Below are 23,066 nucleotides of genomic sequence, written 5' to 3' on the forward strand. Positions count from 1 at the left end.
TAGCCTTGGGAGGAAAAAGTGTCTGAGAAAACTATACATTTTTCCTGGATACAAGGGCTAGGAATAGCGATCGCTTGCACAACAATTTTGTCTCCAAATCACGCGATTGCCCAAATCACACCAGACAAAACTCTGCCAAATAATTCCCAAGTTAGATTAGATGGCACAACCAGAATCATTGAAGGTGGAACCACACGCGGCACAAATCTGTTCCACAGCTTTCAAGAATTCTCCATTCCCAATAACAGTAGTGCATTCTTCAACAATGCCGCCAATATCCAAAACATCCTCACACGCGTTACCGGAACATCAATTTCCAATATTAATGGCTTAATTTATGCCAACGGCACAGCCAACTTATTCTTGCTCAATCCCAACGGCATTGTATTTGGGCCAAATGCACAGTTAAATATTGGTGGTTCGTTTTTAGCAAGTACAGCAAATAGTTTCAAATTTCCCGATGGTAGTGAATTTAGTGCCACAAATCTCCAAGCACCACCATTACTAGCAGTCAACATCGTCCCAGGGTTGCAGTATGGCACAAGTCGAACAGGGGCAACTATTAGCAACAAGGGAAATTTAGCACCTCGACAAGATTTGACATTAGTAGCAGACAAACTCGATTTACAAGGACAGCTACAGCCAGGGAGAAATTTAACACTGGTTGGTAATCAAGAAATAAACTTAAAAACAGACTTAACCTTAAACCCAATTACTGATGGTTCGATAGGGAAAGTTAGCTTAACAACGACATCAGGGGATGTAACTACCAAAAATATTACTACTCATGGTCGAGTAATTGAGATTCAAAGTGGTGGAGGAATTACCACTCAAACCTTAGATACGAGGAATGGGGCAAACAATGGTGGTGCGATCGCTTTAATTGCCAACGATAATATTGACACTGGTGATTTGCTTTCTGACTCTTACAGTAATTTTAGTGATGCCGGAAATGGTGGTGCAATTACTCTGGAATCCACTGAAGGTAGTATTTTTACTGGTAATATAAATTCTTCTGCCTTTTCTAGCTCTGGCATTGCCGGAAATGGCGGTGCAATTAGCCTCATTAGCAAAAATAATTTTATTGGGACTGGCTCTTTAGTATCTAATTCAGACTCTAATTCCAGAAGCACAGGCGGAAACGGCGGTGCAATAAGCATCAGTGCTACCTACGGCATCAATGTTAAAGGTGATTTGTTCTCTGACTCTCGTAACAACAGTGGCAATGCTGGAAATGGCGGTGCAATTACTCTTAGCTCGTCTGAAGGCAGTATTGATACTGGTGAATTCCCTGAAGGCAGTTATATTGATGAATTCTCTGAAGATAGCATTTATATTGGTAAGATAAACTCTTCTTCCTTCTCTAGCTCTGGGATTGCTGGAAATGGAGGTGCAATTAGCATCAATACCAACGGTGGGATTGGCGAGCTTAGGAGCTATATAAGAACTGGCTCGATAGCATCTAACTCATACTCGAATTCCAGAAATACAGGCAAAAATGGCGGTGCAATTACTCTGCAAGCAGCCGGTAACATCAATATTAAAGGTGATTTGTTCTCTGACTCTCGTAATACTAATGGCAATACCGGAAATGGTGGTGCAATTACCCTGGAATCCTCTATAGGTTATATTACCACTGATAATATAAATTCTTCTGCCTTTTCTAGCTCTGGAATTGCTGGAAATGGCGGTGCAATTAGCATCACTACCAACGGTGAGATTAGCTATCTTAGTAACTATATTAGGACTGGCTCGTTAGCATCTAATTCAGACTCGAATTCCAGGGACAAAGGCGGAAATGGCGGTGCAATTACTCTTCAAGGCGCTGATGACATCAATATTAATGGTGATTTATTCTCTTACTCTCGAAATAATGTTGGCAATGCAGCTAATGGCGGCATAGTTACCATTAGCACTACCAACGGTAAGGTTGAAGCACAAAATTTCAGTTCTGACTCACGCTCTGAGTTTGGCAATGCCGGCAATGGTGGAGCAATTACTGTTAAATCTAGCAATGGAATTGATATCACTGGCGATTTGAACTCTGATTCACAAGCTAATTTTGGTAGTGCAGGTCAAGGTAGTGCAATTAATCTCTCTACCTCGAACAACAACGTTTCTACAGGCAGTTTATACTCGTTCTCTAGTGGTGAAACAGCCAAAGATGGGGGCGCGATTGATATCGTTGCTTTTAACGGTAGCATTTTCGCTGAAGATTTGAACTCTGACTCTGTTGCTGCTGACGGGATAGGAGGAAATGGAGGAGATATTAGCCTGATAACAGCCAATGGCAACATTGATGTCAGTTCTATCAGTGGAGGTAACTTAACTTTTGTTGCCGATCAAATAATTGCTGACAATGGGAACTTTAACAGCGATGATAGTGTGTTGATTCAAAGCGGCTTTGGAGGGTTAGCCACTTTCGTTAGTAAATATGGCTCAATTATTAGTGCTGATAGTAATGTTGATGTTGCAGCCAATTATGTAGGAGCCTCATTATTAGTTGAAGCCACAGGTGATATTCGTTTCCAAGGTGACATCAATATTACTAGAGCAGATAATATCACTTCTTTTCCGATAGGAGCAGATACACAAACCCTGAGTACTCGTTCAGCGTTAATTCTACGTTCAGGACAGTCAAATCTAGTGTACGGGGGTGTGAATTCTGGTTCAATACCTACTTACGGTACTGGCACTGTACCACCTGGAATTACGATAGATGGAAATGTTGTCTTACAACCATTTAATGGACTTGGGGGGATAGTTAGTCTTTTGGCTGCATCCGGTGATGTGAAGACTCAATTTATTAGCATTAATGGAGAACAAACTCCTAACGTTAAGCATTTTAATAACACTAACGGGGGTTCGATTAGCCTGGAAGCCAGCAATGGTAGCATTACCACTGGCAATATATACGCTTACTCACGTTATAGGGATGATGATGGCACAGCAAGAAATGGCGGCAATATTAGTATCAAAGCTGCCAACGACATCAACATTACTGGTAGCTTAGACTCTTCCTCATTTTCTAGGTACACAGCAGGCAATGGGGGTACAATTGTCCTGAAAGCTGGCGATCGCATCAACATTGCTGAAAGCGTAGACTCTTCCTCAGAATCATCTATTAATGGTAGAGCAGGACATGGAGGCAACATCAGCCTTGAATCTGGTAGGGGAATTACCACTAACTCTCTAAAATCTTCCTCACACTCTCGTTCTGGGAATGCCGGAAACGGAGGAGCGATTAATTTGACTGCCTTCAACGGTAACATTTCTCCTGATACATTAGAATCCTTCTCAATCTCTAGTTTTGGGAATGCGGGAAATGGAGGAGCGATTAATCTGACTACCTTCAACGGCAACATTTCTGCGGACTTTCTGCAATTGGATTCTTCGTCCCGTTCTGGTTCTGGCAATGCGGGAAATGGAGGAGCGATTAATCTGACTGCCTTCAACGGCAACATTTCTGCGGACTTTCTGCAATTGGATTCTTTCTCCCGTTCTGGTTCTGGCAATGCTGGAAACGGAGGTGCTATGACCTTACGTGCTGACAAAGGCATCAATGACAACCCTGATGCAAGTCATTTTACGTTTTTCAACTCTTCCTCAAGCTCTGGCTCTGGTAATGCTGGAAATGGAGGCGCAATTGATATCAGTTCAACTAACGGCAATATCTTCGTTCAAGAAATATATTCTTTTTCACAATCTGGCACTGGTCGTGTAGGAAATGGGGGCGCAGTTAGCATAAAAGCGAATAATGGTGGAATTACGATTTCTCGTCCAGTAGCATCTTTCTCCTTAATCTCTGGAGGTAGTAGCAATCCAACAGACCCAGAGCTTGAAGAACCTATTGACGATTCGCCTATTTTTCCAAATCTACCACCCTTTGCGCCTCCTCTTATTGAAGAAGATTTTGAAGAAGTCGGGAACACTGATTTTGTTGAAGAAGGTTTTGAGCAAGTTGGGAACACTAATTTTTCATCTAACTCTACAGATATTGTTGGTTCTAATCGAGATCAATCACAAAAAGGGGGGGATATTCGCCTGGAAGCTAAAGGCACTATTGATATTTTTTCTCTCAACTCTACAGGCGGTAATGGCTCAGGAAGTATAACTATTATCAGTCAAGCACCTTTTAATTTAGATCTTAGAGACTGTATCACAAGCGATACATTTGGCCCTGGTAATGGAGGAAATATCCTAATTAATGCTCCTTCTATTTCCATCCAACAAGGTGGACAAATATCTGCGTCTACTCATAATAGCGGCAACGGCGGTAATATTACTCTACTCACTCCTAATGGAGTAAATAATGAAGTCAAACTGAGTGGAAGTGAAACTGTTACACCTAATGGTATTTTTGGAGAAGCTTATAGTATCATCACGCTTCCAGAAGATTTGTACTACGGTGGTTTTATTCCTACTGGGGAGCCTAGGCTACCTGATTTCAGCGAGAACCTGTCATTTCCTAGTGGTTTGTTTACTCAGACAACTACACAGGCCACAGGTAGTACCGGCACAATCAAAATTGAGACGGGAAAACTCATCGTTGAAGATAGAGCAGCGATCGCGGCTACCACATTCGGGAAAGATAGTAATGCAGGCAACATTTCCATCAAAGCAGACTCCATTCTAGTTAACAATGGCTCAATCTTAAGCGGCGTAGCAAAAGAAGCCATAGGTAACAGTGGCAAAATCAACTTGCAAACTCATTCTTTGGATGTCACAAATGGTGGAATTGTTCAAACTCAAACACTAGGACAGGGAATAGCCGGAGAGATTAGCGTTAATGCAACCGAGGCAGTAAATATCTCCGGTACTGGTAGCGCTTTACGCTCAAGTAGTGGTGGCAAAAATAGTTTATTGGGCGGTAGCACAGACTCTAATAAAATCGGTCAAGGTGGAAATATCAACCTGACAACAGCCAATCTCAGAGTCATAGATAATGCAGTATTAGATGCTACAACAGCAACAAATTCTCCAGGGGGCAACATTACAGTCAATGCAGATGTTTTTCAAACAACAACTGGTGGGCGATTATTAACTTCTACTTCTGGTACTGGTAATGCAGGTGACATTATAGTCAACGCCCAAGAAGCACAACTCGATGGTTCAATCATCTCAGCAGAAACAACAGGTAAAGGCACAGGGGGCGACTTGACCCTAGAGACAGGAAACTTAACAGTGCGAGATCAAGCACAAGTCACAGTCAGCAGTGTCGGTTCAGGACAAGCAGGTACATTAACAATTGGCGCTAACTCAGTTGTGTTAGATAACCAAGGCAAAATTCGTGCCGACACAACAGGCAGTGGGGGAAATATTTTTATCAGTTCACCTCTATTATTATTACGTCGAGGAAGCAGCATCACCACCAACGCCCGTGGTCAAGATATCGCAGGTGGAAACATCAATATTGATGGCAAAAATGGCTTTATCATTGCCATTCCCGGAGAAAATACAGACATCAGCGCTAATTCTGTAGATTTCCGGGGCGGAAATGTGACTATCAACAATCTTGCTGGGCTATTCGGCATCCAGTTTCGAGATATCGGCACTCCCAATACAAATGACATTACAGCGACAGGTGCAAATTCGCAGTTAAATGGCAACGTGCAAATCAATACACCCGATGTTGACCCCAACAATGGCTTAGTGGAATTACCCATCGAGGGGGTAGATGCTTCTAGCTTGATTAGCCAAAACTTCTGTGCAGTCAGAGGTGGTAGTAGCTTCACCATTACAGGAAGAGGTGGTTTACCACCTTCACCAAACGAAGCCCTCAATGCCAATGCTGTTTGGGAAGATTGGGAATTGACAGCTGTGGCAACAGACAATCGAAAAAATCAACATCCGCCTGTGGCGCAAGGTTTAGAGGATGAAACAAAGATTGTGCCAGCGCAGGGATGGGTCAGAAATGAGCAAGGTGAAGTGACATTGGTAGCAACTGCACCTACCGCAGCACCTCACGGTTTGGGGGATTTGCCTTCAGGATGTCAGCCTGCAAACTAAGCTGAAACATTGATTATTGTTGATTGAGAGGTTGTAGACGGTGAAACATCATTTTTGGAACATACCTAGAAATCTGCGTTTATCTTTACTGTCGGTGCAGCTTTTTTGGCAATGCAGATTTAAGCTGATCTTTTTAGGTTTGTTGGGGTTGGTTTTCAGCTTTGGTGTTCACATACTCCCAGCTAACTCTATATTTACGCCGATTCCAAACCAAACCGCTACAAAACAATCTCCAACTCCTTTAACAGCAGAACAACTGGTCAAACAAGGCAAATCCTTTTACCAAGCGGGACAATTCACACAAGCGGCGCAAAGTTTCCAGCAGGCTGCACAGATATATGATTCGCAACAAGATATATTGAATCAAGCTTTGGTGTTAAATTACCTGTCTTTAACTGAGCAAAAACTTGGACAGTGGCCACAAGCAACTGAGGCAATTAAAACTAGCCTTGACTTGTTAAATAATTCGCAACTTAATACAAATCAAGCAAAGCATATTCTTGCTTTGGCTCAAAACACCAAAGGTAGTTTACAACTAGCATTAGGTCAAACTGAATCTGCTTTAGAAGCGTGGCAAACATCTGCCAAGATATATTCCCAAATTGGGGAGCAAGCGGCTTATATAGGTAGCTTAATTAATCAAGCTACAGCCTTACAATCTTTAGGGCGTTACCACCGCACAATGAAAATATTCGCGCAAATAGAACAAAGTCTGCAAGAACAACCAGACTCACTTGTAAAAGTGGTAGGCTTGAGAAGTTTTGGCAATGCGCTGCGAGCTAATGGTAATTTAAATAAGTCTCAGACGGTACTTGAAGAAAGTTTAGCAGTTGCGCAAAGGTTGCGATCGCCTCAAGAAGAAAGTGCCACTTTACTCAGTTTAGGCAACACATTTCTTTCTTTGGCAAATAAAAGTTTATTACGAGACACGACAGCAGCAGACAACATTTCGCCTTCAGCTTGTGGTCAGAAAAATCTTACAAAGAATGCCAAAAATTACTATACTAATGCTATTGATTTTTATCAAAAAAGTGCAGAGAAATCTAATTTACCTAATGCTACAGTGCAAGCACAACTTAATCGTTTAAAAGTTGTGCTGTATCTGAATCAACAGTCTACAACCGAAGAACTAAACTCTATCAAGTCTGCACTGAAAACTCTGACACCGAGCCGATCCGCCGTCTATGCTAGAGTCAATTTTGCTGACAGTCTACAGTGTATTAATCAAAGCATCAAGACAGATAGCAAATCAGTTACAAGTCTAGATGAAAGTCTGCAAATTTTAAATACAGCTATTCAACAAGCCAAAGATATTAAAGACCAACGAGCCGAATCTTATGCACTGGGTCATTTAGGTCAAATATACGAAAAAAACCAACAATTGCCCATAGCTCAAAAATATACAGAATCAGCCTTAAACCTTGCCCAGATAATTAATGCTAAAGATATTGCATATCAATGGCAATGGCAATTGGGTCGCATACTGTTAGCTCAGAAAAATTCTTCAGGAGCGATCGCAGCATATACTGAGGCTGTAAATAGTCTAAAATCTTTACGTAGTGATTTAGTAGCGCTTAATCCGGAAATTCAATTTGATTTTCGAGATCAAGTAGAACCAGTGTATCGAGAACTTGTAGGTTTATTACTGCAACCAGAAAAACCTAGTTCTGAAAATTTAAAACAAGCTCGGAGTGTAATTGAAACTTTACAATTGGCTGAATTAGATAACTTTTTCCGGGATGCTTGTATAACTGCCCAGCCAACACAAATTGATGAAATTGTCGATAATGCTAATCCACCAACAGCAGTTATTTATCCAATTATTTTGGCAGATAGATTAGAGGTAATTGTTAAATTACCTCATCAACAAGAACTTAGTCATTACAGAACTTATAAAGCAAAACCTGAGATAGAAAGTACTTTAGACAATCTCCGAGAACAACTAGAAGCAAGATATACTTTTCGCGATCGCGAAGCTCTTTCTCAAGAAGTTTACAATTGGTTAATCAAACCTGCCGAAAAAGAATTAGAACAAAACAAGATAAAAAATTTAGTTTTTGTGCTAGATGGTTCTTTACGCAATATCCCAATGGCAGCTCTCTATGATGGTAAACAATATCTAATAGAAAAATACAGCGTAACTTTATCTCCTGGCTTACAACTTATAGAACCAAAATCGCAAAAACAAAGATTTGAAGCTTTAGCAGGAGGATTAACAGAACCGCGCCTTGGTTTCAGTGCTTTACCTAACGTCGCCACTGAATTGCAAAACATTAAATCTATTATCCCCACTAAGGAATTCCTCAACCAGACTTTTACTAACACAACTATCGAAAACCAAGTTAGTTCTGATGCTTACCCTGTAGTACATTTGGCAACTCACGGCAAATTTAGTTCTCAACTGGAAGATACATTTATTCTGGCGTGGGATGGCAAGATTAATGCTAAGCAACTGCGTGAGGTACTTCAAACCAGAGAGGATGCTGGAGGACGGCCAGCAAAAGCATCAGAGCCGATAGAATTACTCGTTCTTAGTGCTTGTGAAACAGCTACTGGCGATAAACGGGCAGCTTTGGGATTGGCTGGAATCGCTGTGCGTTCAGGGGCCCGTAGTACTCTTGCTTCTTTATGGCAGGTAGACGATGAATCTACATCCGTTCTGATGGGTGAATTTTATCGACAGTTAAGAAATAATCCCAATATTACCAAAGCCGAAGCTCTACGTCGCGCTCAAGTGTCAATTTTGCAGCAGTATAGAGAACATCCATTTTTCTGGGCTCCTTACGTTTTAGTAGGTAATTGGCTTTAGAAATCAAGGATTGCAACATGGTGTAATGGATTGTGTTGCAATCTCTTTCAAACCAACAGATTCTAATAAGTCTTGCCAGTCAGCAAGGAGGCGGTTATCTTTGGGTTTACTCCGGCGAAGTTCACCTAATATAGATAGTGCATCATGCCAAATACCTGCTTGAGCATAAAGAACTACAAGTTCTTCTGGTTTTGTCGTCTTGAAACGACTATTTAAGTCAGAATTTGGCTTTATTCTTTTCACTAAACCCTCAACTGCAAGATCATCACTACGGCTTTGAGGGTTGCAATCAACTACAAAGTACCAATGATAATATTTGCCAATTTCTAAAGGTTTGGCAGATGAGGGAAGGCTAACGCTAATAATTCCAGGTGTTCCAGATATAGTGATAGGAATTGGCTCTTTAGTGACAGAGTTATTTTCTGCGTCTAGTAAGATAAATTTGACAGAGTTAATATATTGAGATGTATAGGGAAAGTAAAACCAAAAAGTGGGAAATTCACTAACTGTTAATCCCAAAGCAACTTTTGTTGTAGATGCGTTAATAGGTTTTTGTTGTTTCTGACTCACATTTGTTGGCATTAAAGGTATTAATGCTGTCAGCGGTATACTTGCATTAGGGCAATCTCCACGAGTACCAGCACCTTGTCTGTCTTTGGGTGCGCCTCGGTTTTCTGGTTCTTTTTCTAAGGTAGGCTGGATGAAACGTACTCGTGCATGATGAGATTGTTGAGATTTTGCCGGAAATTGCTGTAAACTAACACCTGCAAAAATCATTGCCAATACGAGATTTATTGGTTTGAACCAAAAGTTTATTTTCATGTTTAATTTTTCTGTCTGCTATTTTTTCTGATGAAATAATGATGTGTATGACATCACTGTAAAAACAGTAATTACCAATGCCAAGCCAGTAGGTAAGAAGGGTATCCAACCTCCGTATAGCAACAGACCAAAACAGCATCCATATAAGACAATTATTGCGGTACTAGCGATTATTGCTAGTTGCAATTTTGAACCACGATATAAACCTACCATACCCCCGATGAAAGACCAACCCCAAATCCAAAAAGCCTCAATCCATAAAGGCCAAACCCACAATAAAGGTCGATGATCTAAAACCGCGCTGAGAATTTGACTGACCATTTCGGCATGAAGTAATACCCCTGGAATTTCTTTGTAAGGCATACTTTCCATACTGTAAGGTGTGAGGAAAGTATCTCTGACACTTTCGGCATTAACACCAATTAAAACAATGCGATCGCTAATCCAGTCTGGATCAAATTTACCATTGAAAATCTCTGTCAAAGTTACTTGTTTGGCGATTTGCTTTGTTGAGCGATAGTTGAGTAGTATTTGATGACCATGATCATCAAATTTTTGGTAACTACCTGTAGGAACTTCTATCGGTCGAAAAACTATTTTCCCCCCCTGCAAGTATCTTTCCTGATTAATGTGCAGGGGAATCCCTTGTTTTGCTAAATATCGTTTGGCTAACTGTACTCCTAGGGAGTAATTAGTTTTACAAGGCGATTCTAAATCTGGGGTTAAAATTAGTAAATGACGACGGACAATAAAATCGCGATCGCGGATTACATCACTAAAACCTATACGTTGCGTCGGAATTTCTGGAGGCGGTGAGACACCATTTCCACCACCTTCACTGACTTTACAAATTGCAAAAAAGTCTTGATTTTGCTGCAAACTAGCCGCTAATTTTGCATATCGAGATTCTACCGGGAAATCACGATAAATATCCAAACCGATCGCTCTGGGTTTTGATTTTGCCAATATCTGCAATAATTTTTCTAATGCACTATCTGATAGAGAAGACTTTTGCCTTTGTTGTTGAGCTTGGATATCAGCTTCTGTGACCGTCACCACCAACAAGCGGGGATCTGCACCTTCATCAGGTCTTAGGCGCATCATCGCATCAAAAGTCTTCAGTTCCCAGTCTTGAATTTTACCTTGCGATCGCACTCCTACGAGCAATGTAGTCACTACGAAACTTGCCAGTAAAGCTTTGTGCAGACTTTGCCTGTTGAACCAAGAAAAAGCAACTTTGCTGGTTTTTCCAGATAATTCATTCCAATTAGGTGGTTCTGTGGCTGGATTTTGACAAATTGTAGGTAGCCAAGAAGCACCAGGAAATTCATCTTCAATACCTTGCAATCTTTCTCGTGCATACCTTACTGCTAAATAGAAAGATTGATTATCTGCAAAAGCCGTGAGAAAGTGTTTCAAAAATGATTGTGCTACTACATCTGGCACATCTTCTCGCATAACAATAATTTGGGGAATATGCCACTGTGCTAACTGATTTGCTAGTCCCAAACCATCACAAGAGTTGAAAATTGCTAGTTTTAAACCGCGAGTAATTGCATATTTTAAAGCATTTTTTAATTCAGATATCTTTAAACTAGTTGTTTGATTAATATGAATCCGACCAGTATTTCCTTCACTTTGACTATGTCCAGCGAAAAAGAGAATATCCCAGCCATCTTTATGCCAAAGCCAATGATCAAATTCTTGGCGTGAAGGTTCGACTAAAAATATTGTGGTGGCATGAGACAACTGCTGAAGCAATACTCGGTCTTGTTCAATATCAATTCCTTCACTGTTACCTAAAATAGCTAGTATTCTAACTTTATTTGTATGATTTTTAATTAATGGTTTGATTTTTTCATATTTGGGAGTACTTATTGCTACTTCAGCATTTTGGTAATCCTCGAAAAAATTCCAGAGATGCCAAGGCAGCTTTTGCAGTAGATTATCACTTGTTTCTATAACTATTTGAATTTCTTCGTTTAAAACTAATCGCGCTCTTAATTGTTGGTCTATTGGTCGAAATGAGTTTGAGTTGAGCCAAATATTGATTTGTTCATTTAACTGTTGGCAAACTTCTGTGAAATCAACTTCACTCACATTAGTTAAGCCGACTTCTTCAATTTCTAGTCCAGAACGTCTTTTGATGCGATGATATAAAGATTGATAGATTAATTGAAACCGCGTATAAGTTTCTACAATTTCTGGTGCTGCTGGTAAACTAGCTGTAAATTGTATCGGGCGAGATTTATTAGTTTCCCAAATCTGTGCAGTGACTGGAGAAAAACCGTCAATTAAATTTCCTTTTTCTAGGTTAATAACTACTAACTTAGCCATTGCGGATTTCTCGATTTTTACTACTTGTAGCATTATTAACTTTTTACGAATATCAAATCAAGAAATTGGCTGTTAGGTTAATTTAGCATTACATATATTAAATTATGAGGCTATGGAGCGATCGCAGGCTGACATCCTGAAGGCAAATCCCCCAAACCGTGAGGTGCTGCGGTAGGTGCAGTTGCTACCAATGTCACTTCACCTTGCTCATTTCTGACCCATCCCTGCGCTGGCACAATCTTTGTTTCATCCTCTAAACCTTGCGCCACAGGCGGATGTTGATTTTTTCTATTGTCTGTTGCTACAGCTGTCAATTCCCAATCTTCCCAAACAGCATTGGCATTGAGGGCTTCGTTTGGTGAAGGTGGTAAACCACCTCTTCCTGTAATGGTGAAGCTACTACCACCTCTAACTGCACAGAAGTTTTGGCTAATCAAGCTAGAAGCATCTACCCCCTCGATGGGTAATTCCACTAAGCCATTGTTGGGGTCAACATCGGGTGTATTGATTTGCACGTTGCCATTCAACTGCGAATTTGCGCCTGTGGCTGTAATGTCATTTGTATTGGGAGTGCCGATATCTCGAAACTGGATGCCGAATAGCCCAGCAAGATTGTTGATAGTCACATTTCCGCCCCGGAAATCTACAGAATTAGCGCTGATGTCTGTATTTTCTCCAGGCAAGGCAATGATAAAGCCATTTTTGGCATCAATATTTATGTTTCCACCACTGATATCTTGACCACGCGCGTTTGTGGTGATGCTGCTTCCTCGACGTAATAGGAGTAAAGGCGAGTTGATGAAGATATTTCCGCCTCCACCTGTTGTGTCGGCGCGGATTTTGCCTTGGTTATCTAACACAACTGAGTTAGCGTCAACTGTTAATGTACCTGCTTGTCCTGAACCGACACTGCTGACTGTGACTTGTGCTTGATCTCGCACTGTTAATTTTCCTGTCTCTAGGGTCAAGTCGCCCCCTGTGCCTTTACCTGTGGTTTCCGCTGAGATGATTGAACCATTGCCTCGAATGGTAATCGACTCAGGTGCTTTTAGTGTCAATGTTCCACCTTGACCACTATTGAAAGTTGATGCTGATATCTGCGCTCCATCTTCTAAGTTCACTAACAAATTCTGTCCATTATTCAGGGGTTGTACCGTTAAGTTACCAGCATTGGCAGAACTGAGGGTTTGAGCAAATAGTCCGCTATTGGCACCGAGTTTTGCTTCTTGAACGTTGACTGTAATGTTCCCTGCGTTACCAGTACCAGAAGTAGAAGTTAATAATCGCCCGCCTGTTGTTGTTTGAAAATTATTGGCATTGACTGTAATATTGCCCCCTGGAGAATTCGTTGCTGTTGTGGCATCTAATACAGCATTATCTACTACTCTGAGATTGGTGGTTGTCAGGTTAATGTTGCCGCCTTGCCCGATTTTGGTAGAGCTTGAGCTACCGCCCAGTAAACTATTGTTACCACCACTACTTGAGCGTAAAGTGCTACCTGCACCGGAGATATTCACTTGCTCGGTGGCGTTGACGATAATTTCTCCAGCTGTTCCCTGTCCTAGGGTTTGGGTTTGTATGATTCCACTATTTGTGACATCTAAAGAACGAGTTTGCAAGTTAATTTTGCCACTGTTACCTATGGCTTGTTCTGCTACACCGCTTAAGATTGAGCCGTTGTTAACTTGGATGGAATCTGCTTTGATGGAGATGTTGCCTGCATTGCTATTTTGACCGAATGTTGTGGTGGCGATCGCTCCTCCTTCTTTAATGATTAATCGCCCTGTTTCTATAGTTAGGTTGCCAGCGTTGCCTGTTGAGCCAACAGTTGTTTGAGTAAATACTCCACTTGGAAATACAGTTCCTTCGGAAGGCCTTTCTAAAATATTACCCGTCGGAATAAAACCACCGAGAAAAGTATTAGGTGGAACTCTAGTCACACCTAAATTTTGGGTAAGCCCAAATGAAAAATCTTGAGTAGTTGTTTCAGAAATGTCTATAGAATCTGAGGCTAAGAAAGTTATATTCCCACTGACTCCACTGCTATGACTGGAAGCTGATACTTGTGTACCACCACTTAAGGAAATGGACGGAGCAGTAATTTTAATATCCCCTCCTCTCCCAGAACCAAAAGTATCACTAGAGATTATGCTACGGTCTAAAGTAAAAGGCTCATTACTGAAGATTGTAATATTTCCTGATCCTAGTGCTCCTGTAGAATTAACTGAAACACTACCTGTCACAAACTTCACGGCATCGATGTTGGAGTCATATTCTCCTCTCAGAAGTTGGATGTTTTTGGCGGCTTCGAGGTTAATAGCACCCCCATTTCCACTGGTTTTAGAAACAGAAAAAGAAAAAGAGGACACAGAGCCAGCACTAATGCTACCATTAATCGCTTTGAGGCTAATATTACCTCCATTTTTAACTGAACTGAGAAAAGAAGATGATCGAGAATCTAAATCACCGACAAAAATATTGCCGTTTCTGGTATTCAGGCTAATATTACCTCCATTTCCTGCTTTGTCATATTCCCCAAACGAGAAAGAGTATAAACTATCGGTGGAAATGTTGCCGTTGGTAGTATTTAGGCTAATATTGCCTCCATTTCCTGCTGCAAAACCAGCACTTGAAATAGAGAACAAAGAACCATTAATAGTGATATTGTTGGTAGCCTTAAGGTCAATATCGCCTGCGTTTCCTGCTAGTTTAAGATAGTCGTTACCACTTGAAGAATCCAAAATGCCAGTAATGTTGATGCTGTTGCCAGCTTGAATGTTAATTGCACCACCGTTTTTCGCTGTATCAACAGAGGCCGAGGTAGAATCTAACCCATCAGTAATGTTGATGTTGTTGCCAGCTTGAATGTTAATTGCACCCCCATTTCCAGCTGTGCTAATGGAGAATGAGGAAGAGTTTAACATACCAGTAATATTGATATCGTTAATAGCTATAAGAGTAATTGCACCACCATTGTTTGCCCCATTCCTCGTATCCAAGGTTTGAGTAGTAATTCCTCCACCACTTTGAATCTCAATTACTCGACCATGAGTAGTAATATTTTTGGTAGTTACATCCCCTGATGTCGTTGTTAAGCTAACTTTCCCTATCGAACCATCAGTAATTGGGTTTAAGGTTAAGTCTGTTTTTAAGTTTATTTCTTGATTACCAACCAGTGTTAAATTTCTCCCTGGCTGTAGCTGTCCTTGTAAATCGAGTTTGTCTGCTACTAATGTCAAATCTTGTCGAGGTGCTAAATTTCCCTTGTTGCTAATAGTTGCCCCTGTTCGACTTGTGCCATACTGCAACCCTGGGACGATGTTGACTGCTAGTAATGGTGGTGCTTGGGGATTTGTGGCACTAAATTCACTCCCATCGGGAAATTTGAAACTATTTGCTGTACTTGCCAAAAATGAGCCACCAATATTTAACTGTGCATTTGTCCCAAATACAATGCCGTTGGGATTGAGTAGGAATAAGTTGGCTGTGCCGTTGGCACTAATTAAGCCATTAATATTGGAAATTGATGTTCCGGTAACGCGTGTGAGGATGTTTTGGATATTGGCGGCATTGTTGAAGAATGCACTACTGTTATTGGGAATGGAGAATTCTTGAAAGCTGTGGAACAGATTTGTGCCGCGTGTGGTTCCACCTTCAATGATTCTGGTTGTGCCATCTAATCTAACTTGGGAATTATTTGGCAGAGTGTTGTCTGGTGTGATTTGGGCAATCGCGTGATTTGGAGACAAAATTGTTGTGCAAGCGATCGCGATTCCTAGCCCTTGTATCCAGGAAAAATGTATAGTTTTCTCAGACACTTTTTCCTCCCAAGACTAGTAGTAAAGTTTTTCTCGCACAGGTATTTATTAAAACATATAAGCGCTATAAGTCAAATACTTATTAATCTCCAAATTCCTACTTTTATTAATTTTTCTTAGCATAATATTTTATTTATCAAATTTCTCTCATTAAAGCGTTATGCAGAATTGAATTTGGCAAATTAAACTAGAAATATTATATTTATCATCCTATTTATAGATTGACAAAAATCAAGTTTTAGTAGTAATTATCAAAAAAAAATTAGATTTCTGTTGAACTCGCGTTAAATATTCAGCGTAAATTGCACACTTCTGTAACTGAATTGGTGACTTTAGTCATATATAAATCAGGAGCTATTAATGACTTTAGTCATGCAGAAAAGAGGAAATTTTTGGTTGATAATTAGTTGCAAATTTTCAATTTTCTGTCTCAAAACTTGAGTGTCAGAAAATTGTAACTTCAACAATGAGTTAATATTATGTTGCCAAGAAACCGTGCAATAGTCCTCTTGACTGCCACTTTATTGATTACTCCAATTTTTTCTGCTACACCTGCCAGTGCTGAACAAAAATTCTATCGTCGAGGTGTGGCCCCAAGACGAGAAGTTAATTACAGAGAAAAAAGACCAGTAATTGTCTACCAAAGAGTAGTCAGACTTAGTAATGGAGATTTTAGACTTCCTCACGGGGAAGTTGTTCCGAATCGCCAAATAGTCAGATTGCGTAATCAAGGTTATTTTAGACTACCTAATGGGGACATCGTTGTTCCTACACAGGAAATTATTCCTAGTAGAAGTGTAGTCAGAATTTCTCGTGATACATTTAGACTTCCCAATGGGACGATTGTGAAAATATAACCGTTGGTAATTGGGCAAAATTTCCTCAATCTATATAGTCACTATAGCGATTGAATAAAATGAGGAAATTAATAGTTTGGGCTACTAAGCTACAGTTTTAGCTTTAAACAACTAGCTCGGTAGCCATTTCTGACAACGGACACAGTTATGAAAATAGATACATCACAGCCTGTAGATTCATCAGCTTTACCACTGGAACAAAAAAAATGGCGCAAGTATAACTTTCTACCTTGGTTACTCATGTTGGGGCTGTTGGGTGGAGTTGGCTATGCAATTTATTACCGAGTCGCAGTGATACCTAAGCAAGAAGCCAGACAGAGAATTTTAACGCAGCCAGTAGAAAGACAAAATTTAGCGATCGCAGTTACAGCTAATGGTACAGTCAAGCCGGAGCGCTCAATTAACGTCAGTCCCAAAAATTCTGGCGTACTCAAAAAACTTTTAGTCAAAGAAGGCGATTCTGTTAAACAAGGGCAAATTCTCGCTTATATGGATGATTCCAACCTGCGTGGCAGTTTAATTCAAGCACAAGGACAGTTAGCACAAGCCGAGGCAAATTTGCAAAAAGCTCAAGCCGGAAATCGCCCTCAAGATATTGCCCAAGCTCAAGCCCAACTGGATGAAGCCGAAGCAAACCTGCGAAAAATAGAAGCAGGTAATCGTCCCCAGGATATAGCCCAAGCACAAGCACGTTTGAGAAGCGCCCAAGCTAACCTAGTTCAGGCAGAGGATGATTTACGCCGTAATCAGCAACTTTATAACTCTGGTGCAATTTCTCTGCAAACTGTGATTCAAAAGCAGTCAGCGCGTGACAGCGCCCAAGCCCAAGTAAATGAAGCCCAACAAGCATTAGCATTGCAACAAGCTGGTTCACGCTCTGAGGATATTCAACAAGCTAGGGCTACAGTTAAACAGCGACAAGAAGCTTTGGCATTATTAAAAGCCGGAAGCCGCCAAGAAGATATTGATGTCGCCCGCGCCCAAGTAATTTCGGCGCGTGGTTCACTGCAAAACATTCAAGCCGACATCAACGACACTATCATCCGCGCACCTTTTGATGGTGTGGTAACGCAAAAATTCGCTGATCCCGGTGCTTTTGTGACTCCGACAACTTCTGGTAGTGCTGTTTCTTCAGCCACTTCTTCTTCTATTTTGGCTTTGGCTTCGGTGAATCAGGTTGTAGCTAATTTATCAGAATCGAATATTGCGAAAATTCGCCTTGGTCAAAAGGTGACAATTAAAGCTGATGCTTACCCAGGAAAAGTTTTTGAAGGTAAAGTCAGCCAAATTGCTGCTCAAGCAACTGTCGAGCAGAACGTTACCAGTTTTCAGGTAAAAGCATCTTTGTCAGATCCGCAAAACTTACTAAGGTCTGGGATGAATGTAGATATGGAATTTCAAGTTGGTGAAATAGAAAATGCTTTAGTTGTACCTACCGCCGCAGTTGTTCGCCGAGAAAGAGCTACAGGCGTATATATTTTAGGAGAAAATGATCAACCTAAATTTACTCGCATTGAGACAGGTGTTACCGTTAATAACTTTACTGAAGTTAAATCTGGATTAACAGGAAATGAAAAAGTTTTACTGAGTTTCCCGCCTGGGTCAAGACCACAATCAACACCGCGCGGAGGCGTATTCCCTGGTTTAGGCGGTGGAGGTGGCCGTTCTTCAGGTGGCGGAGGTCGTTCTCGTGGTAATGCTAATTAAAGTTAAAAGTTAAAAGTCAAAGGGCAAAAGTTAAAGGTTCATACATCAACGCTTTTAATCTAAAATCCAAAATTCCTATGCTTCAGGGTTTAGAAAAAATTCAGAGAATTCAGAAAATTCCGCGTAAGTCTACAGTGCCGTTGACAGAAATATTATCAATGGCGATAGAAACTCTTTGGAGCAATAAATTACGCACAGGACTCACCATGCTAGGGGTGATTATTGGTATTGCGTCAGTTATTGCTATTACTTCTGTTGGTCAAGGAGTGCAAAAAAGCGTTGAAAACCAAATTCAAGCATTGGGGACAGATGTATTACAAGTTTTAGCAGGTGCAGCCAGAAGTGGAAATATCCGCCAAGGTTTGGGTTCTACCAGTACCTTGACTTGGGAAGATGCAAAAGCCATAGCACAACAAGCGCCATCAGCAGATTTGGTTTCGGCATATCTGCAAAGAAATGCCCAAGTAGTATATGCTGGCGAAAACACTTCCACAACTATTTACGGCACAGATTTAAATTATCCAGACGCGCGAAATACTTATCCTCAAGAAGGACGATTTTTTAATCAAGAAGAACTTGATTCTAGTAAGCAAGTTGCGGTGATTGGGCCAACAGTCAAAAAAACGTTATTTGGAGATAGTACTAAAGTCATCGGTGAACAAATTCGGATTCAAGGAGAAACTTATGAAGTGATTGGGGTAATGGAACCTAAAGGCGCTCAAGGGCCGATGGATCGAGATGACCAAATTTTTATTCCCCTGACTAGTATGTCGGGGAGATTAGTCGGAAATAATGCTTTAACAGGTGTGTCTGTAAGTGGAGTTTTAATTAAATCAAGCAGTCAGGAAAAGTTAGAAGCAGCGCAATTTCAAGTTACCAATATTTTGCGCTTGCGTCACGAGATTTATCCACCACAAGTTGATGATTTTCGGATTACAAATCAAGCTGATATTGTTAGCACATTTACGAATGTTGTGGGCTTATTTACGATTATGGTAGTAGCGATCGCCGGAATTTCTCTGGTAGTCGGCGGCATTGGTATTGCTAATATTATGCTAGTTTCTGTGGTAGAACGCACAAGAGAAATTGGGATTCGCAAAGCAGTCGGGGCAACTAATTCAGCCATTTTGAATCAGTTTTTAGCCGAGGCGATCGTGATTTCTATTGTTGGTGGTGGTATTGGTATAGGAACTGGTATTTTAATTGCCTTTGCATCTGCTAATATTTTTAAATTTCCTTTTGTGATTTCTTTTTTATCAGTAATTGTGGGTTTTGGACTTTCATTATTTGTGGGTTTAGTCGCTGGCGTTATTCCAGCGCGGAATGCTGCTAAATTAGACCCAATTACGGCTTTACGCAGTGATTAAGAAGGTATGAGGCAATGGTTCGGCTCCTTTCGGCTTTGCTCAAGGCAAGTCGCTCACCAACCAGAGGCAGAAGCATTTTAGTTTTTACATTTAAAATATTTTTAATCTAAAATCTAAAATCTAAAATTAATTCGCTCAGCACTTAATAATATGGCAAACATGATTTGGATGGAATCGATTACTAAAACATACCAACTAGGAGAAATGAATGTGCCAATATTGAAGGGAATTCAACTAGCAATTGAGGAGGGAGAATATGTAGCAATTATGGGTGCATCAGGTTCAGGTAAGTCTACACTAATGAACATTTTGGGATGTCTTGATAGACCTACCAATGGTAATTATATTTTTGAAGGCAGAAACTTGACTACTTTTAGTGATGATGAATTAGCGTATATCCGCAATCAAAGAATAGGTTTTGTTTTTCAACAATTTAACTTATTGGCACGAGCAACAGCGCTAGAAAATGTTATGTTACCAATGGTTTATGCTAACTTACCCAAACGTAAGCGCCGGGAAAGAGCATTGGAGGCTTTAGCAAGAGTAGGTCTAAGTCAACGTATTCTCAACCGTCCTAGTCAACTGTCTGGGGGACAACAACAACGGGTGGCGATCGCCCGTGCTTTAGTTAATCGGCCAGCATTAGTTTTGGCAGACGAACCAACAGGTGCGCTAGATACAGAAACTTCTTATGAAGTCATGAATTTACTCACAGAGTTAAATCAGCAAGGCATCACAATTGTAATTGTTACCCATGAGCCAGATATTGCAGATCAAACTAAACGAACTATTCGTGTGCAAGATGGTTTAATTGTTGGTTGAATTTTTTAACTTATGAATTTTATGTTATCTCCTGTGCATTCTACCTGGATAATTTTGGCGATCGCTATCTTAATCTCTGCTGTCTCCAAAAGCGCAAATGCTCAAACTTCATCACAGATACCGCAACCAATTCCGGCGGAAAACTTGAATCCAAATCCAAATCCGCTGCAATTTCCCACTAAGCCAGAAGAAGTGCAGATTCAAAGAACTGTTCCGATTACTTTGGCACAAGCTTTAGAATTAGCCAGACGCAACAATCGAAATTTACAAGTAGCAATATTAGAGTTAGAACGCAGTCGTTCTGCACTCCGAGAATCTCAAGCGGCTTTATTTCCTAGTGTTAATGTCAATGGGAGTGTGACGAATAATGGTAATGGCTTTAGTAGCAGTTCTTCTCAACCTAGTACCTCTTTTAACGGTTCAGTACAACTGAATTATGACCTTTACACCTCTGGTAGTCGCCAAGCAACTATCAAAGAAGCCGAAGAACAGCTACGGGTGGATGAGTTGGATGTGGAAAACCAATCTAGAGAAATTGAACTCAACGTCACAACTCAATACTACAATTTGCAACAAGCAGATGAACAAGTCAGAATTAATCAGTCTGCGGTAGCCAATGCTCAAGCTAGTTTGCAAGATGCTCAAGCCAGAGAACAAGCTGGTGTCGGGACACGATTTGATGTGTTGCAAGCTCAGGTCAATTTAGCTAACGCCCAACAAGATTTGACTAATTCCCTGTCACAACAGCAAATTGCCCGTCGTCAGTTTGGGACTTTGCTCAGTTTACCGCAGACGGTAGATGTCACGGCGGCAGATGCAGTAAAATTGGCAGGCCTTTGGCAACCAACCCTAGAAGAAACTATTGTCGCAGCCTTTCAAAATCGTCCGGAATTACGGCAACAATTGGCACAAAGAAATATTGCCGAACAACAGCGACGCAGAGCGCTGGCGCAGGTAAGACCGCAAATTGGTTTAGTCAGTAGTTATAACTTACTTGATCGCTTTGACGATAGTGTCAGCATCACTGATGGTTATTCTATTGGATTGCAAGCCAGCATGAATTTATTCGATGGCGGTGCAGCAAATGCCAGGGCGGCGCAAGCTAAGGCTAACATAGCGATCGCAGAAACTCAATTTGCCAATCAGCGTGACCAAATTCGCTTTGATGTTGAACAATACTACGCTCAACTACGCTCTAATTTAGATAATGTTCAGACTTCTAGTGTTGGCTTAGAACAAGCTAGGGAAGCTTTAAACATAGCCAGAATTAGATATCAAGCTGGTGTTGGCACACAAACAGAAGTCATTGAAGCTGAAGATGACCTAACCAGAGCCGAAGGTAATCGAGTTACAGCAATTTTAAATTACAATCGGGCTTTAGCTAATTTACAACGCTCTGTTAGTGCTAGAACCTTACGTTGACTAGAGATTAAAGGTTATACCATTTTGGATTTTGGATTTTAAATTGTGGATTGGGAATTGCTGTCTGCGTATAGCTTCTATCAATTCATCTGTCGCAAACATTTTTCAAATTGGTGTTAGAAGTTGGAAATTATACTAATTTCTGTTGTAAATATCTGGTAATCTCCACCAAGGAACATTGGGATATTCATGATGTTCTTTGTGATAGCCAAAATGGTAACAAGCTATAAATGACCAAAAAGTAGGTAATGGAATACTTCGTGTACGATGCACACTGGTATATCCTCCTTCAACTCTTCTATGGGGTAGGAATGTACCAAAATAAAATAACTGTATTGAACTAAAAATAGATGGTATTACCCAAAATACAATTAAATTAACATCACATATATTAAAAATATATCTAAGAACAATATATGCACATATCAATCCGAGATGTTGTTGCCAACTCCAGTAAGATTTTACGAAGTTCCAATACCAGGCAAAAAAGTTTTGATATTGATTTTCGTAAAAATCAGGATCATCTTTAGTACTAGAATAGCGGTGATGTAAGCAATGCTTCCTTAATAGCTCTTGATAAGAAAATAGAGCATAGCATAGTACACATATTTTACCTATCCAATTGTTTATTTTGGGATTTTGAGGAAAAACTACACCATGCATGGCATCATGAGCAGTAATAAATAATCCTGTATATAAAAATGTCTGCCAAAGCACAGCTAAAGCGATGAATAGAATTTGAATTTTAGCAATATCTAAAGAAAATAATAAAGTTTGACTTGTTGCCCACAATCCTAAAATAATGCAAGCAATAAAAATTCCGTTATTAGTAGTTGTTATTTGGGTATTGATATCAAAGTTTGTCTTTTTTGTTGGTAGAGATACTAAATTAAACTCAATCATGCCTTAATCCTTGAAAAAATAGTAAAATGTATCAAACTAAAAAATCAACATTTACAGCAGTTTGCATATTAGTAGAATACTGTAGAGACGTTACATGTAACGTCTCTACATAGTTTTGGGTTTTACGCTTGTACCTCATTTGCCCGAAATACGCTGTATCAAATTCACCTGCTTTCCCCATCTTTTATAGGTG

Annotated in this window: 11 protein-coding genes; 7 read left to right on the forward strand and 4 right to left on the reverse strand. The window is 40.4% G+C overall.

Annotated features, from left to right (window positions below; all coding sequences use genetic code 11):
* Positions 1–18: 18 nt before the first annotated feature.
* The gene (locus tag ACMX3D_RS03245; protein WP_482750051.1) at positions 19–6,009 is read left to right on the forward strand and encodes a two-partner secretion domain-containing protein; all 5,991 of its coding nucleotides are present in this window, start codon (positions 19–21) and stop codon (positions 6,007–6,009) included.
* 40 nt (positions 6,010–6,049) lie between these two features.
* Positions 6,050–8,818 carry a CHAT domain-containing protein gene (locus ACMX3D_RS03250; RefSeq protein ID WP_482750052.1) on the forward strand — a complete coding sequence of 923 codons (2,769 nt, stop codon included), beginning with the start codon at positions 6,050–6,052 and terminating at the stop codon, positions 8,816–8,818.
* Positions 8,819–8,821: 3 nt separating this feature from the next.
* Here ACMX3D_RS03250 and ACMX3D_RS03255 read toward each other — a convergent pair whose 3' ends face one another.
* The 3 genes from ACMX3D_RS03255 to ACMX3D_RS03265 all read right to left on the reverse strand — a co-directional run bounded on the left by ACMX3D_RS03255 (position 8,822) and on the right by ACMX3D_RS03265 (position 15,795).
* Positions 8,822–9,640 (reverse strand): DUF928 domain-containing protein, encoded by an 819-nt coding sequence (locus ACMX3D_RS03255; protein WP_482750053.1) that lies wholly within the window; start codon positions 9,638–9,640, stop codon positions 8,822–8,824.
* 18 nt (positions 9,641–9,658) lie between these two features.
* Positions 9,659–11,977 (reverse strand): CHASE2 domain-containing protein, encoded by a 2,319-nt coding sequence (locus tag ACMX3D_RS03260; protein WP_482750054.1) that lies wholly within the window; start codon positions 11,975–11,977, stop codon positions 9,659–9,661.
* Positions 11,978–12,087: 110 nt separating this feature from the next.
* Entirely contained in the window at positions 12,088–15,795 is a 3,708-nt protein-coding gene (locus ACMX3D_RS03265) for a two-partner secretion domain-containing protein (RefSeq protein ID WP_482750055.1), read from the reverse strand.
* A 479-nt stretch (positions 15,796–16,274) separates the two neighbouring features.
* On the opposite strand from ACMX3D_RS03265, the gene ACMX3D_RS03270 reads away from it, so the two are divergent.
* The 5 genes from ACMX3D_RS03270 to ACMX3D_RS03290 all read left to right on the forward strand — a co-directional run bounded on the left by ACMX3D_RS03270 (position 16,275) and on the right by ACMX3D_RS03290 (position 21,970).
* Entirely contained in the window at positions 16,275–16,652 is a 378-nt protein-coding gene (locus tag ACMX3D_RS03270; RefSeq protein WP_482750056.1) for a hypothetical protein, read from the forward strand.
* 147 nt (positions 16,653–16,799) lie between these two features.
* Positions 16,800–18,359: an efflux RND transporter periplasmic adaptor subunit gene (locus ACMX3D_RS03275; protein ID WP_482750057.1), complete on the forward strand. Its 1,560-nt coding sequence runs from the start codon at positions 16,800–16,802 to the stop codon at positions 18,357–18,359.
* Positions 18,360–18,436: 77 nt separating this feature from the next.
* Positions 18,437–19,726: an ABC transporter permease gene (locus ACMX3D_RS03280; protein WP_482750058.1), complete on the forward strand. Its 1,290-nt coding sequence runs from the start codon at positions 18,437–18,439 to the stop codon at positions 19,724–19,726.
* Between the two features lie 150 nt (positions 19,727–19,876).
* Positions 19,877–20,548 (forward strand): ABC transporter ATP-binding protein, encoded by a 672-nt coding sequence (locus ACMX3D_RS03285; RefSeq protein ID WP_482750059.1) that lies wholly within the window; start codon positions 19,877–19,879, stop codon positions 20,546–20,548.
* Between the two features lie 12 nt (positions 20,549–20,560).
* Complete coding sequence (locus ACMX3D_RS03290) at positions 20,561–21,970, forward strand: TolC family protein (protein ID WP_482750060.1); 1,410 nt, start codon at positions 20,561–20,563, stop codon at positions 21,968–21,970.
* A 135-nt stretch (positions 21,971–22,105) separates the two neighbouring features.
* Here ACMX3D_RS03290 and crtW read toward each other — a convergent pair whose 3' ends face one another.
* Positions 22,106–22,873 (reverse strand): beta-carotene ketolase CrtW, encoded by a 768-nt coding sequence (crtW, locus tag ACMX3D_RS03295; protein ID WP_482750061.1) that lies wholly within the window; start codon positions 22,871–22,873, stop codon positions 22,106–22,108.
* Positions 22,874–23,066: the final 193 nt, after the last annotated feature.

This window comes from Anabaena sp. TISTR 8404 (assembly GCF_056847745.1).

Excerpts from the sequence above, each read along its gene's own strand:
- crtW (WP_482750061.1), bottom strand. The coding sequence starts at position 22,873 with ATGATTGAGTTTAATTTAGTATCTCTACCAACAAAAAAGACAAACTTT.
- ACMX3D_RS03280 (WP_482750058.1), top strand. The coding sequence starts at position 18,437 with ATGCTTCAGGGTTTAGAAAAAATTCAGAGAATTCAGAAAATTCCGCGT.
- ACMX3D_RS03285 (WP_482750059.1), top strand. The coding sequence starts at position 19,877 with ATGGCAAACATGATTTGGATGGAATCGATTACTAAAACATACCAACTA.
- ACMX3D_RS03275 (WP_482750057.1), top strand. The coding sequence starts at position 16,800 with ATGAAAATAGATACATCACAGCCTGTAGATTCATCAGCTTTACCACTG.
- ACMX3D_RS03270 (WP_482750056.1), top strand. The coding sequence starts at position 16,275 with ATGTTGCCAAGAAACCGTGCAATAGTCCTCTTGACTGCCACTTTATTG.
- ACMX3D_RS03255 (WP_482750053.1), bottom strand. The coding sequence starts at position 9,640 with ATGAAAATAAACTTTTGGTTCAAACCAATAAATCTCGTATTGGCAATG.
- ACMX3D_RS03290 (WP_482750060.1), top strand. The coding sequence starts at position 20,561 with ATGAATTTTATGTTATCTCCTGTGCATTCTACCTGGATAATTTTGGCG.
- ACMX3D_RS03260 (WP_482750054.1), bottom strand. The coding sequence starts at position 11,977 with ATGGCTAAGTTAGTAGTTATTAACCTAGAAAAAGGAAATTTAATTGAC.